The sequence below is a fragment of the Paenibacillus odorifer genome (genome assembly GCF_000758725.1).
Lineage (GTDB): Bacteria > Bacillota > Bacilli > Paenibacillales > Paenibacillaceae > Paenibacillus_AQ > Paenibacillus_AQ odorifer.
Genome location: NZ_CP009428.1, coordinates 4,353,377 through 4,366,717, shown reverse-complemented (window position 1 = coordinate 4,366,717; position 13,341 = coordinate 4,353,377). Strand labels below are relative to the sequence as shown.

Here is a 13,341-nt window from a genome sequence, read left to right as displayed (position 1 = left end):
TTATGAAAAAACAAGGAATCTTAAACAGTCATATTTCCAAAGTGCTTACTGATTTAGGCCACACCGATACGATTGTCATTGCTGATATTGGATTACCCGTTCCACCTGGTGTTCCAAAGATTGATTTAGCACTTAAATTGGGAGTTCCCAGCTTCCAAGAGCTTGTCGAAATCATTTCAGAGGATATGGTCATTGAGAAAGTTATCGTAGCAGAGGAATTAGCTGAAAAAAATAAAGATACCTCTGAATACTTGAATGACAAATTTAAGGAAATACCTATAGAGGCGATTTCACATGAACAATTTAAATGGTTAACCCAGCATGCGAAGGTCATCATTCGTACGGGGGAAGCTAAGCCTTATGCAAATTGTATTTTACAAGCCGGGGTCTATTTTTGATAAAAAGGGGGTTCAAAGCGTATGCACATTACGATGAAAGATATTTATAAATCTTTTGGGGCTAACCGTGTGTTGACGGGTGTGGATTTTGAACTGAAGGATGGCGAAGTTCATGCCCTAATGGGAGAAAATGGCGCAGGCAAGTCTACTCTGATGAACATTCTGATTGGACTGCATCAGCGTGATCAAGGGACCATTACTATAGATGGTCAGGAAACATACTTTAATAATCCCAAAGAGGCTGAACGTTATGGGATCGCTTTTATCCATCAGGAGCTGAACGTGTGGCCGGATATGACGGTTCTAGATAATCTGTTTATTGGTAAGGAACGAACCTCCAAACTAGGGATCTTAAATATGAAAGAGATGAAAGCGTTAGCAAATGAACAATTTCGCAAGCTCTCCGTAACGATTCCCTTAAATCAAGAGGCGGGGGAATGTTCGGTAGGTGAGAAACAGATGATTGAGATTGCAAAAGCGCTTATGACTCATGCAAAAGTTATCGTCATGGACGAACCGACAGCGGCATTAACCGAACGGGAAATCCAAAAATTGTTCGAAGTCATAACTTCCCTTAAAAAGGAAGGCGTCTCCATCGTGTATATTTCGCACCGGATGGAAGAGATCTTTACGATATGTGACCGAATAACGGTCATGCGAGATGGGAAAACAGTAGACACGAAGCCTATTCCAGAGACTAACTTCGATGATGTAGTTCGGAAGATGGTAGGGCGTGAATTAACTGACCGGTTTCCTGAGCGTACCTCCAAACCCGGAGAGGTTGTTCTTGAAGTCAAAAATGCCACGAAAAAAGGGCAATTTAAAGATGTTAATTTCTCCGTTCGTTCTGGTGAGATCTTAGGCTTCTCAGGATTAATGGGATCTGGACGAACAGAAATGATGAGAACCTTATTCGGATTGGAATCGTTAGACCGTGGTGAGATTATGGTACGGGGAGAAAAGGTCACGATTCGAAATCCCAATGATGCGATGAAGGTGGGGATAGGATTCGTTACGGAGGATCGGAAAGATGAAGGGTTAGTGCTTGATTTCTCTATTCGAGACAATATGGTCCTTACAAATTTATATAGCTTCGCTCCTAAGGGTGTAATCATTGATAAAAAAGAACAAGAATTTGTAGACATACTTATCAAACGGCTGCACATCAAGACACAGTCTTCCTCCACTTTGGTCCGGAATTTATCCGGGGGGAATCAACAAAAAGTGGTCATCGCCAAATGGATTGGGATTGGCTTAAGTGTGCTTATCCTCGATGAACCTACCCGTGGAGTGGACGTAGGAGCTAAACGGGAGATCTACCAGCTCATGAACGAATTAACGGAACGTGGAGTCGCCATTATCATGGTATCGTCAGAGCTTCCTGAAGTTTTAGGAATGAGCGACCGGATCGTAGTGGTTCATGAAGGGGAAATTAGTGGAGAGCTATCACAACTAGAAGCTACGCAAGAAAAAATCATGACGTTAGCTACAGGGGGGCAATAGTAATGACAACTATCAAAGGTGAGAGAGAAAATAAAGGTTTTCAAATCGGGCAAATTACACAGAAGCTAGGTCCATTACTAGGGCTGATTATTCTAATTGTTATCGTTACGGTGTTGAACCCAAGCTTTATGGAGCCCCTTAATATCCTGAACTTGCTTAGACAAGTTGCCATAAATGCGCTTATCGCTTTTGGGATGACCTTTGTTATTCTAACGGGTGGTATCGATTTATCGGTGGGTTCTATTCTAGCCCTATCCAGTGCCTTCACAGCTAACCTGATGTTGTCAGGTTGGGATCCTGTCTTAGCTATTATTGTAGGTTGTTTAGCGGGTGGTGTGATGGGGATGGTCAATGGACTCATGATTACCAAAGGTAAAATGGCACCATTTATCGCTACGTTGGCGACCATGACGATTTTCCGGGGATTAACTCTTGTATACACAGACGGTAATCCAATCACAGGTCTTGGAGACAGCATGACCTTCCAATTGTTTGGTCGTGGATATTTACTGGGAATACCTGTACCTGCTATAACAATGCTCATCGTCTTCGCAGTCTTATGGGTTGTATTGCACAAAACTCCATTTGGTCGTAAAACCTATGCCATTGGTGGTAATGAAAAAGCATCAATTATTTCAGGGATTAAAGTAGACCGCATTAAAATTATGATCTATTCATTGACCGGTATGTTGTCCGCATTGGCAGGAGCTATCCTGACTTCCAGATTGAACTCAGCACAACCCACAGCAGGCACATCCTATGAGCTGGATGCTATCGCAGCTGTAGTATTAGGCGGTACGAGCTTAACTGGTGGTCGTGGACGTATCGTGGGCACATTGATTGGTGCACTGATTATCGGGATTTTGAACAATGGTTTGAACTTGCTCGGCGTATCCTCTTTTTACCAGATGGTGGTCAAAGGGATCGTTATTGCCATTGCCGTACTCATAGACCGTAAGAAAGCCGTATAAGGGGGATTCCAACATGAAAAAGTTAACTTTGATTCTTACTTCCTTACTATTAATTCTCATGACAGGATGTTCCTTGGAGCCTCCAGAGTGGGCTAAGCCTAGCAGTGGTGGAAGCATGGAGAATATGAAGATTGGATTATCCATATCTACATTGAATAACCCCTTCTTTGTATCCGTTAAAGATGGTGTTTTGGCCGAGGCTAAGAAGCAAGGCTTGGAAGTCCTTGTCATTGATGCCCAAAATGATTCTGCTAAACAAAGTAATGACGTCGAAGATTTGATGCAAAAAGGTGTGAATGCGTTATTGATCAATCCTGTAGATTCATCAGCGATCTCGACGGTAGTGCAAACAGCTAACAGTTTAAATATTCCCGTCGTTACGTTGGACCGTTCCGCAGATCAAGGGGATATCAAAGCTCTAGTTGCCTCTGACAATGTAAAGGGTGGCTCTATGGCGGGAGAATATATTGTAGAGCAGCTTGGGAAAGGTGCAAAGGTCATCGAGCTAGAAGGATCCCCAGGAGCGTCAGCGACTCGGGAACGCGGTAAGGGATTCCATGAAATTGCGGACAGCCAGCTAGATGTCATTGCTAAGCAAACGGCTGATTTCGACCGTACGAAAGGCCTGACCGTTATGGAGAACCTTCTACAAGGAAATCCTGGCGTACAAGCAGTTTTCGCTCATAATGATGAAATGGCGCTAGGTGCCATTGAAGCCATTCAAAGTTCAGGCAAGAATATCCCTGTGATTGGTTTTGATGGAAATGAAGATGCACTTAAATCCATCGAAGCTGGTAAATTAACAGGAACCGTTGCTCAGCAGCCTGAATTAATTGGCCAGCTAGCCATTCAAGCCGCTAAGGATGTATTAGAAGGCAAAACCGTAGAAAAGCTGATTGCGGCACCGCTTAAACTAGTTGTTAAAGAGTCAAAATAATAACCATTATAGAAAAAGACTGCGCTCGCCGATTTGGCGAGCACAGTCTTTTTTGCTGTACATTGCAGCTTATTCTTCAATAACTCTATCCGGTAGCTGTGTAACATAGCTGTCTGACAAATGGAGCAGCTGTAAGGCACGCTCGAATTCGTCTTCTGTGGATTGCAGAGGTTGATCGCCGTTACCAGATAAAGTATAATGCTGGCCATCCTCGAAGCCACTGCCGGATAAGAAGAGCTCTTCGTTATTTACGAAAGATCCTGTAGGCAAATAATACCGTTGTGGAAGTAAGTTATATGTTGATTGATTCAAGAGATCTTGTCCGAAATGAATATGATCTGTAAGTGAGACACCCAATAAATTAGATACGGTAGGTAAAATATCCACTTGCCCGCCCAGCTGTTCTTTTACACTAGGTGTTGTAATCCCTGTCGCTGACATGATCAACGGAATATTAATCAATTCACGTTCCGAATATTCATGGCCGAGAATCTCTTCCAGTAGGAGATGATCATCCTCTTTTAGAGAGAAGATAGGCAGCCCACGATGATCCCCGTACAATACGATCAAGCTGTTATCCCACACTCCGTTTTGTTTGAGCTCATCAATAAAAAGTCCTAGCGCATAATCAGCATAATTCTGAGCCCGAATATAATCGCCAACAAGCGTTCCTTCGAATCGCACTGGAAGTGTCATTTTGTATTTATCCTCTGGGATGGAGAACGGGTTATGAGATGACATCGAAATTACATGGGAGTAGAAGGGCTGGTTATCCTGATCCATTCTTGCCAGCTCTGCAGCGGTTTTTTCATACAAAACTTCATCAGAAGCGCCATAAAATACTGTGTCTTCTTCCCCGAAGTAAGTTTTATCATAATAACGATTGAATCCCAAAGCACTATAAAGCTCACCACGGTTCCAAAAGTCGACTTCGTTCGTATGGAATGTTGCCGTATCGTAACCTTGTGCTTGCAGCAGCTTGGGTAAGCTTGGAAGCTCTTTAGGAGCGTACATTTGGGTAGCTGGACCATCAGGTGGTACATAAAAAGAAGTGTTCACAATAAACTCTGCGTCAGAAGTGTTGCCTTGTCCAACCTGCTGGTAGAAACGCGGGAAGTAGAAGCTGCTGGCCGCAAGCTTGTTCATATTTGGTGTGATTTCTTGTCCATCAATCTTTAGATTGATTAAGAAGTTCTGGAAAGACTCCATTTGCAGAATGATTAGATTTTTTCCTTTGGCGGCTCCAAATAAAACCGGGTTAGAGATCGCTTGAATTCCTTTGGTTTTATCAATAGTGGATTGCGTAATCTCAGAGACGTCAATTTGTTCTTCCTCTTGATCAGCTAGCAGAGAGTAGGCTTCATAATTAAGAATGCCCATTTGCTCCGCTTTAATCGTTTCGTTCATACTGGCACGGTTTGGAAAAATATTCATTGCACAAATGATGATGGAAATACAGAACAGGACTGCCACCGCTTTACGGTTACTTTTGCGCGACATGGCTTTTTTCCAATCCAGTGCTTTCTGTTTTCTAAACATCACCAAGCTGATGACAATGATATCCACAAAGATAAGCATATATTGAGGACGAAGGACCGAAAATATACTTTTCTTTACGGCTCCCACTTGTTTGACCTGATCTAATACTTGCGAAGTAGCAATGATGCCAAAATGATTATGATATACAATTAATGAGAAAAATAGAGTAGTAATCAACACATTGACAAGCATGTAAATTGCAATTTTTCGTTTCGTAGCGAACCATTCAATCAAGCAAAAGACTAGAAGTACAAAAGGGATTTCTTTAAGCCAAGTGGTCCAAGTAGGGCCATCTTCAAATAGAAAATACCAGGCAAAATAGCTTTTTACAAGCATAATGAGAGAGAAGAATAGCAGGGATCTTTTACTGAGGGTACGAGGTTCTTTAAACGGCATTGCTTATGCCCATCCTTTTCTTTTTAGATTAGTTCATTCTATTACATTGAAGCGTTTAAAATCAACTAGATTTGGGTATGTCTGAGTGAAATTTTCCTGAATATTACAGTTTAGGTGGATTGAATAGTTCGCGATATATAAAAATTTTTTATGAAGATGAACTTTTTACAGTGCTCCTGACTCATATAGGGGAGAGAGGTGAAGGCATGGATGTTATACGATTGGTGAAAAAAGCCAAAAAAGGAAATAAAGAAGTTTTGCTGCAATTAATTATGTCTGAAAAAGATGTTTTTTATAGGCTTGCGTACAGCTATATGGGAAATGCGCAAGATGCAATGGATGCCATGGAGGAAATGATAGTTACGTTATACGAGAAGATTGATCAACTTAAGAAAGAGGAGTCTTTTTACAGCTGGAGTAAAACGATTTTGGTAAATGGCTGCAAAAGGCAGCTTCATAAGCGAAGCAAACTGGTGTTATTAGAGGATTGGAGCTCCAATGATAAGATGGAAAGCGTCCATGTTGCACCAGGCGATCCTTATCATAAAAGTGAACAGCAAATGGATATGCAGACGTTATTGTTACATGTGAACGAGCAGCAAAGAGAAGCAATTCAATTAAAGTATTTTCATGATCTCGATTATCAAACGATAGCTGACATTACACAGGTCTCGATCGGAACTGTTAAATCAAGAATCTACAATGGATTACAAACGCTAAAAAATCATTACAGAGGTGATGTTGATGAACGATAACGTCGAACAACGATTAGTGGATGAGAAGAGGAATTTAGAGTCCATAACTGCACCTGTGGGTTTAGAAATGAGATTAAGAAATGCTTTAGACTCGGCACCCCCAAAAAGAATAAAAAGAAAAAGCTCCCCCCTCTGGAAGATTGCAGTCGTCATGTTATTAGTGATAGTGGTTTCTGGAAACAGCTATAATGCCTTCGCTTATTATGGAAAAAAGTTATTTGGTTTTGATGAGGTGTTAGAGGGAACTTTACAACAACTCAATGAACAAGGAATGGGACAAAGCATAGACAAAAAGACGACGTTAGCAGATGGAACAGAACTTAAGATTAACGGAATTATGGCAGATGCCAATCAATTTATTGTGTATTACACGTTAAACAATCCTAAGGGACTAGAGGAGACGGGAGATCATTTTAGTCCTTCTAAAATAGAAGGGTTTCTCACGAATTCCAACATAAGAAGTGGTGTATCTTTAATCAATGACGAACATACAGAAATAAAAGGCACGATGACATTTGATAGCGTAAGCCCATTTTCGAAAAAACTAACACTTCATTACTGGGGACCTCTACAGAAAGGGCAGATGAGTGAAGGGAGCATAACGTTTTCTTATAATCCAAATCAAGCGATGGTGACTCAGATCAAACAGTCGATTAATAAAAAGGTCAAAGCCGACAAAGGATCAATTACCTTCAAATCGATCACGGCCACACCAACCATGACTGTGATTAAAGGGAGTATGAATGTCGAGAATTTCGATCGAATAAGATTAGGGTTAGAAGGCATTCAATTAATTGCCAATGGAAAGCCTGTAGAAATATTAGGCAGTAGCACTAAAACCTCGCTGGGTGGGAGATCATTTGATATTCGTTATGACACCTTGCCAAAAGAACTACATTCATTGCAGCTGGTTGTTAAAGAGTTTGTTGGATATCAGAAGCTGGAAGAGAAGTATCCTCTAAATGCTGATAGTAATGAGCCGATTCTACTGGGGGATAAAGAATTATGGATTAAGGATGTGTCCAATACCGCTCAAGGGATTGAAGTAACTATTGCTACAGATGAGGATGTAATGCTGGATGGTGTGTCTATAGAAAATGCTGGCGAAAACACGGCTTTAAAAACAACAATTAATCAAAAAGAGTCAGAAAAAAACAACGGTAAACTCATGAAGGAACGCACCTTATTATTTGATACACAAACGAAACCTGAAAATATTCTGATAGAAGGAATACATTATATGAAGGGATATAACAAGGTGATTGAGATTCCAGTGGATTAAAAAGAGGTGCCATATCCATAATTTATGAAATATAGTAAGCTATAATAGTCTGAGAAAGTGAGGGGGTTATGGAAAATATAGGAGCTTATAAGGTGAGTCGTCCGTCGTTAATGTCGCTTCTGTTTTCTATGATTTTTTCAAGTAGCATACTACTGTTAAATGCCAGAAATAATATGGAGTATAAAGTATTACTTTATTTTGGTTATATATGGTTGACCTTCTGTCTGATTGTTGTAATCATATTGCTCTATAGGATCATTACGATTAGAAAGTTCATTGAGGTTCGGATTCTTCCAGACTCTATACTAGTAGATAACAAAGAAATTCAAGCGAAACAAATTGAGAATATTTATGTAAAGGGCTATTTCATACCCGTAATAGGCATTAAACCTGTAGATCACAAATTTCCTCCCTATAGATTATGTTTTAGTTTTCTTGACGAAGAATACAAGGGAATGAAAGAATTAACCGCATGGGCCGAAAGTAATCAGATTAAACTATCTAAAAAAAGATTTATGAGATGGCTTTAACCGGGCTCTGACCAGTCCACCATACCGCGCTATATGCGTACAGCGGAGAGGATGGGTGTCCCAAAAGCCGAAAATGGCTGCTGGGGCACCTCATTTTTTTGCTCCATCATCGAACCCCCAAACGTCGCTCGTTTCCTCCATCTGCGAATCCAGAAACGTCGTTCGCTTCCTCCATCCGCAAATCCAGAAACGTCGTTTGCTGCTATCACCGATTTCCCAAACCTCGCGCACATTCTCCATCATCGAACACTCTAATTTTGTCACCTCCGCTATCCCCCAAAAACTACTCTTTCTTCGATCACATTTGCGCACCCGGAAGTGGCTAACGGACTCAGATGACCCTTAGACGCGTCATATCCCACTTTTGGAATCCTAACGGACCGCATAGTCGCTATTGGCCTGAAAAACACCCCAAATGATGCCTTTTCGACGGAATAACTGCGCTGGAGTCCGAAACCTTGCTCCAAAGGCGAAATATTCGCTAATAACGTCATCTGGGTCCGAAAGTAACCGTCTTCCATCATCGAATCCCCAAACGTCGTTCGCTTCCTCCATCCGCGATTTCTCATACTTCGTTTGTTACCGCTATCACCGATTTCCCAAACCTCGCTCACATTCTTCATCACCGAATCCTTAAATTTTGTTCTCTTCCGCTATCACACTCCCAAGTCACACTTTCTTCGATCACATTTGCGCGTCCGGAAGTGGCTAACGGACTCAGATGACCCTTAGACGCGTCATATCCCACTTTTGGAATCCTAACGGACCGCATAGTCGCTATTGGCCTGAAAAACACCCCAAATGATGCCTTTTCGACGGAATAACTGCGCTGGAGTCCGAAACCTTGCTCCAAAGCCGAAATATTCGCAAATAACGTCATCTGGGTCCGAAAAGTAACCGTCATCCATCATCGAATCCCCAAACGTCGTTCGCTTCCTCCATCCGCGATTTCTCATACTTCGTTTGTTACCGCTATCACCGATTTCCCAAACCTCGCTCACATTCTCCATCATTCAACCCCAAACCTCGCTCACATTCTTCATCACCGAATCCTCAAATTTTGTTCTCTTCCGCTATCACACTCCCAAGTCACACTTTCTTCGATCACTTTGCGCACCCGGAAGTAGCTATTGGACTCAGATGACCCTTAGACGCGTCATATCCCACTTATGGAATTCTAACGGACCGCATAGTCGCTATTGGCCTGAAAAATACCCCAAAAGCAGCCTTTTCGGAGGAATAACTGCACTGGAGTCCGAAACCTTGCTCCAAAGCCGAAATGTTCGCAAATAACGTCATCTGGGTCCGAAAGTAACCGCCATCCATCATCGAATCCCCAAAACCTCGTTCGCTTCCCCTTTTGGAGTTCTGACTGCCGTATAGAGACTGATTACCCCAATACGCTAATAGGTAGAATGAATGGTAAATCCTTAGTTTTTTTGTTGCAGATACAACAATTATGGTATACTATTTTCCTGTCACATCTGCATAACACCATATAAATGGAGCTCAAAATAAGAGTTTATTTGTAAATTGATATTTTAAAAGGAGAAAACAATATGGCTATCAATATAAAAAAGTGCACGGTCGAAGATCTAGGTTCACTTCAAGGAATTAGTGTTGAAACATTTAATGAGACATTTAGTAATCAAAATTCACCTGAAAATATGAAGGCCTACCTGGATAGTGCATTTAACTTAAAACAATTAGAAAAAGAATTGTCGGATAGCTCATCAGAATTCTATTTTATTTATTTTAATGAAGAAATCGCTGGGTATTTAAAGGTTAACACCGAGGATGCTCAATCTGAAGTAATGGGCAATGATTCGCTTGAAATCGAGAGGATTTATATTAGGAAAAAATTTCATAAACAGGGGCTTGGGCAATATCTAATAAATAAAGCTATAGAAATAGCGATACAATGTAATAAAGAGAAGATTTGGCTGGGGGTTTGGGAAAAAAATAAGAACGCCATTAGCTTTTATGAAAAAATGAAGTTTGTTCATACAGGAACTCATTCTTTTTATATGGGTGATGAGGAACAAATAGACTTTATTATGACAAAACAACTATAACATTTCTCTAAAATGATGTTAACTAAGGAGCGATAGGAGGCTTAGAATGAAGCAACTTTATATAAAACAAAAGGTATTCAGTCTAAGTGGTAAATTCACGGTAAAGAATCAGCAGGAGCAAGATGTCTATTACGTAGAGGGCAGTTTTATGCAAATTCCCAAGACTTTCTCTATTATGAATACAACAAGAGATGAAGTCGCACTAATTACAAAAAAGGTGTTCAGTTTTTTACCAAAGTTTTTTGTTGAAGTAGATGGTCGAGAGGTGTTAACGATTAAGAAGGAGTTTTCTTTCTTTAAAGCACGTTATACGATTGATGCGGCTGACATTGAGGTACATGGTAACTGGTGGGACATGGATTTTCAGGTTTTACAGCATGGTGTAGTCATCGGTAAAGTGAACAAGGAGTGGTTCACTTGGGGTGATAGCTATAAGGTTCAAATATTGAATGATGAGATGGAGACGCTCATGATTGCCTTCGTTGTCGCTATTGATTGTGTGAAGGCTGACCAAGCTTCTGCATCTAATCAGTGACGATTTAACGTTAAAGTTGAAAACTTAACAAGGTGACGTGGAAGGAATTAATTCAGCAGGTGCTGATGAGTGTAATTGGCTTAGTTTATTTATGATGCGTTGAACCGTACTATAAGTAGGAGCAAGTTTAGTTTTTTGATATTGCCTATGTTAGATCTTATTGTTGATTTTCATTTTTTGAAAAAATGCCCATTGCGCCCAAGCGCCCTTTCCACGAATGCATATGATGATTATGCCTACTCATTGAAAGGAGCGATCACATATGGGATTTTTTCCAACACCGGGAGCCGGCGGAGGATTTCCAGGATTCCCGGGCGGACCTGGCGGACCTGGCGGACCTGGCATACCGGGAGGACCCGGAGGACCTGGAGGACCCGGGGGACCAGGGTTTCCGGGAACCCCCGGACAATTTCCGGGGGGTGCACCAGGAGGCGTTCAAGCGCCGACGGCTCCTCCACCGCAATTCGTGCCGCAAATGTCGACTACCACATTTGCCATTGATCCCGGCGGGATCAGACGCTGCCTGTTCCGCAACACATACATTTGGCTGAACAACGGCGAGCAATTCTGGTTCTTTCCAGTATTCGTCGGGCGTAATTCTATTGCAGGGTTCAGATGGAACGGTTTTTTCTGGTCGTACTTTGGTATTGATTTGAATCGGATCGCTTCGTTCACGTGCTTCTAAAGCAGACAGCGATAGAGAACAGCCAGCAGGCTGTTCTCTATGTTATGCGAATTTTCGTGTTCCGGGAGTAGTGAATTACGCAAAAGATACATAGACAAGGTTCATTTTTCCCTGACGCTGACGTTAATACTAGATTCAAAAAAGGACTACTCTGCGAAGGATAACCTTAAAGCTTGCCGTTACAGACAGCGCGTTGAGCCGTATCATTAATCACGGTAATGCGGAGGGTTGGGCACGTTGGGTGATCCATTCTGTTATGAATTCAATTAGTTTTTTTGCCGCTGGAGAGGCATTTTTAATGGAGGCGGCTGCAATGCCAATAGAACGATAATGCTCTCCTTCTAATGGGCGATAACATACATTGTCGGGGAGATGTGACAGAATCATTTCGGGGAGTATACTTACTAGGCAGATTTACAAATCCCAAGTCAGCGGTTCCATCGGCAATCCATTCTTCTATTTCAGAGTAGTTACCATCAAGTAGTTTTATTTCAATATGTGGAAACTGATTTTGAAATTGTTTAATGATTTGGGGCATCCATTGGATCGATACACTAGAGAAAGTACCTATTTTCACAGTGCCAATCTCAACTACCTTACTGAAAATCTGATATTTTAAAAGATTCATAATGATTTCTCTCCTCAATAATATATGAAAAAAATTCATTAAACTAATAATTAATATTCATTATTTTTATCTTAATTATAATAGTATAATCTGTTTTATATAAAAACATCTACGATTAAAGGGGAGTTTGAGCGGAATGGTTCATGAATCAAACGGATCTTATTATGCAGTCATATTTTCAAGTCAACGTACGGAGGGGGATAACGGATATAACATTATGGCTGAAAAAATGGAGCAGCTTGCGTCCGGGCAACCAGGGTTTTTAGGAGTGGAAAGTGTCCGGAATTCTTCAGGAGCGGGTATTACGATTTCTTATTGGGAGAACTTAGAGGCGATTAGTAACTGGAAACAGCATCAATCTCACAAAGTTGCTCAGGAGAAAGGTAAGAAAGAATGGTACCAAAATTACAAAGTAAAAATTTGTAAAGTTGAAAGAGAGTATTCTTGAGTGGTAACATATCACTGCAAAGTAATTGGGAATCAATCCATTGAAGCGTACAACAACAATCATTTTATTTCAAAAGGATGCGAAGAAACTTATCCGAGAAAATAGAAGATTCCGTTACTAATTAGATAAAATATAGATATGGGATGATTATTAAATGAACTATCAAATTAAAAGGGCGACCCTTGAAGAAAAAGAAATCCTCAACAACCTAATGCAATTTTATATGTATGATTTCTCCGAGTATATGGATTTGCACCTTGAAGAAAACGGAAAATTTAATGATTATCCTCTCAACGATTACTGGACAGAAGCCTCGAATTTCCCATATCTGTTAACTCTGAATGAGAAAAATGCTGGATTCGTTTTAGTCAAATTAAAAAATAGAGATGATGATTTATACTTTTCCATTGCAGAGTTTTTTATTATAAAAAAGTATCGGAGAGTAGGATTAGGTAGACTAGTTGCAAAAGATATTTTTAATTTACATAAGGGGCAATGGGAAGTTTATCAAAAAGATAATAATGAGCCCGCACAACGCTTTTGGAAAAAGGTAATAGAGGAATACACTGGCGGAAAATTCACTGAACGAATTGAAGCAGGGAGAAAGACACAGGTGTTTGTTAATTGAGTTTGAATCTTAAGCTAACAGGATACAGTAG

The 13,341-nt window shown here is 40.7% G+C and carries 16 protein-coding genes and 1 pseudogene; 12 read left to right on the top strand and 5 right to left on the bottom strand.

The annotated features are described in order from the left end of the window. Positions 1-2: 2 nt before the first annotated feature. The 4 genes from rbsD to rbsB are packed head-to-tail and all read left to right on the top strand — an operon-like array spanning position 3 to position 3,809. The gene (gene rbsD, locus PODO_RS19040; protein ID WP_038572233.1) at positions 3-398 is read left to right on the top strand and encodes a D-ribose pyranase; all 396 of its coding nucleotides are present in this window, start codon (positions 3-5) and stop codon (positions 396-398) included. 21 nt (positions 399-419) lie between these two features. Then, on the top strand, positions 420-1,901 hold the full coding sequence (locus PODO_RS19035) for a sugar ABC transporter ATP-binding protein (protein ID WP_038572232.1): 1,482 nt from the start codon (positions 420-422) through the stop codon (positions 1,899-1,901). A 2-nt stretch (positions 1,902-1,903) separates the two neighbouring features. Continuing rightward, complete coding sequence (locus tag PODO_RS19030) at positions 1,904-2,872, top strand: ABC transporter permease subunit (protein ID WP_036688938.1); 969 nt, start codon at positions 1,904-1,906, stop codon at positions 2,870-2,872. Positions 2,873-2,885: 13 nt separating this feature from the next. After that, positions 2,886-3,809, top strand: coding sequence for a ribose ABC transporter substrate-binding protein RbsB (gene rbsB, locus PODO_RS19025; protein ID WP_038572230.1), 924 nt, complete (start codon positions 2,886-2,888; stop codon positions 3,807-3,809). Between the two features lie 69 nt (positions 3,810-3,878). Here the strand turns inward: rbsB and PODO_RS19020 are convergent, their stop codons facing one another. Beyond that, positions 3,879-5,744: an LTA synthase family protein gene (locus PODO_RS19020; RefSeq protein ID WP_038572228.1), complete on the bottom strand. Its 1,866-nt coding sequence runs from the start codon at positions 5,742-5,744 to the stop codon at positions 3,879-3,881. A 206-nt stretch (positions 5,745-5,950) separates the two neighbouring features. Here PODO_RS19020 and PODO_RS19015 point away from each other — a divergent pair, with 206 nt between their 5' ends. The 3 genes from PODO_RS19015 to PODO_RS19005 all read left to right on the top strand — a co-directional run bounded on the left by PODO_RS19015 (position 5,951) and on the right by PODO_RS19005 (position 8,311). Beyond that, the gene (locus tag PODO_RS19015; RefSeq protein WP_038572226.1) at positions 5,951-6,499 is read left to right on the top strand and encodes an RNA polymerase sigma factor; all 549 of its coding nucleotides are present in this window, start codon (positions 5,951-5,953) and stop codon (positions 6,497-6,499) included. Beyond that, positions 6,489-7,781 (top strand): DUF4179 domain-containing protein, encoded by a 1,293-nt coding sequence (locus PODO_RS19010; protein WP_038572224.1) that lies wholly within the window; start codon positions 6,489-6,491, stop codon positions 7,779-7,781. The genes PODO_RS19015 and PODO_RS19010 overlap by 11 nt, the downstream gene beginning before the upstream one ends. A gap of 68 nt (positions 7,782-7,849) precedes the next feature. Further along, positions 7,850-8,311 (top strand): hypothetical protein, encoded by a 462-nt coding sequence (locus PODO_RS19005; RefSeq protein ID WP_038572222.1) that lies wholly within the window; start codon positions 7,850-7,852, stop codon positions 8,309-8,311. A 90-nt stretch (positions 8,312-8,401) separates the two neighbouring features. Here the strand turns inward: PODO_RS19005 and PODO_RS31170 are convergent, their stop codons facing one another. From PODO_RS31170 to PODO_RS18995, 3 genes are all read right to left on the bottom strand, one after another. Continuing rightward, a complete protein-coding gene (locus tag PODO_RS31170; RefSeq protein ID WP_155288150.1) occupies positions 8,402-8,575 on the bottom strand; it encodes a hypothetical protein in 174 nt (57 codons plus the stop codon). 5 nt (positions 8,576-8,580) lie between these two features. After that, positions 8,581-8,934: a hypothetical protein gene (locus tag PODO_RS19000; RefSeq protein ID WP_038572219.1), complete on the bottom strand. Its 354-nt coding sequence runs from the start codon at positions 8,932-8,934 to the stop codon at positions 8,581-8,583. A gap of 135 nt (positions 8,935-9,069) precedes the next feature. Beyond that, positions 9,070-9,324, bottom strand: coding sequence for a CCDC106 domain-containing protein (locus PODO_RS18995; protein ID WP_076225060.1), 255 nt, complete (start codon positions 9,322-9,324; stop codon positions 9,070-9,072). Positions 9,325-9,870: 546 nt separating this feature from the next. Between PODO_RS18995 and paiA the strand changes: the two genes are divergently transcribed. From paiA to PODO_RS18980, 3 genes are all read left to right on the top strand, one after another. Continuing rightward, on the top strand, positions 9,871-10,386 hold the full coding sequence (gene paiA / locus PODO_RS18990) for a spermidine/spermine N(1)-acetyltransferase (RefSeq protein WP_036688922.1): 516 nt from the start codon (positions 9,871-9,873) through the stop codon (positions 10,384-10,386). A 46-nt stretch (positions 10,387-10,432) separates the two neighbouring features. Beyond that, entirely contained in the window at positions 10,433-10,921 is a 489-nt protein-coding gene (locus PODO_RS18985; protein WP_036688919.1) for an LURP-one-related/scramblase family protein, read from the top strand. 262 nt (positions 10,922-11,183) lie between these two features. Then, on the top strand, positions 11,184-11,606 hold the full coding sequence (locus PODO_RS18980) for a hypothetical protein (protein WP_038572215.1): 423 nt from the start codon (positions 11,184-11,186) through the stop codon (positions 11,604-11,606). Between the two features lie 210 nt (positions 11,607-11,816). Here the strand turns inward: PODO_RS18980 and PODO_RS18975 are convergent. Beyond that, a pseudogene (locus PODO_RS18975) lies at positions 11,817-12,246 on the bottom strand (LysR family transcriptional regulator substrate-binding protein); the annotation flags it as partial. 124 nt (positions 12,247-12,370) lie between these two features. Between PODO_RS18975 and PODO_RS18970 the strand changes: the two are divergent. Together PODO_RS18970 and PODO_RS18965 are read left to right on the top strand one after the other, a co-directional pair. Then, a complete protein-coding gene (locus PODO_RS18970; RefSeq protein ID WP_038572214.1) occupies positions 12,371-12,682 on the top strand; it encodes an antibiotic biosynthesis monooxygenase family protein in 312 nt (103 codons plus the stop codon). Positions 12,683-12,836: 154 nt separating this feature from the next. Continuing rightward, complete coding sequence (locus PODO_RS18965) at positions 12,837-13,310, top strand: GNAT family N-acetyltransferase (protein WP_038572212.1); 474 nt, start codon at positions 12,837-12,839, stop codon at positions 13,308-13,310. Positions 13,311-13,341: the final 31 nt, after the last annotated feature.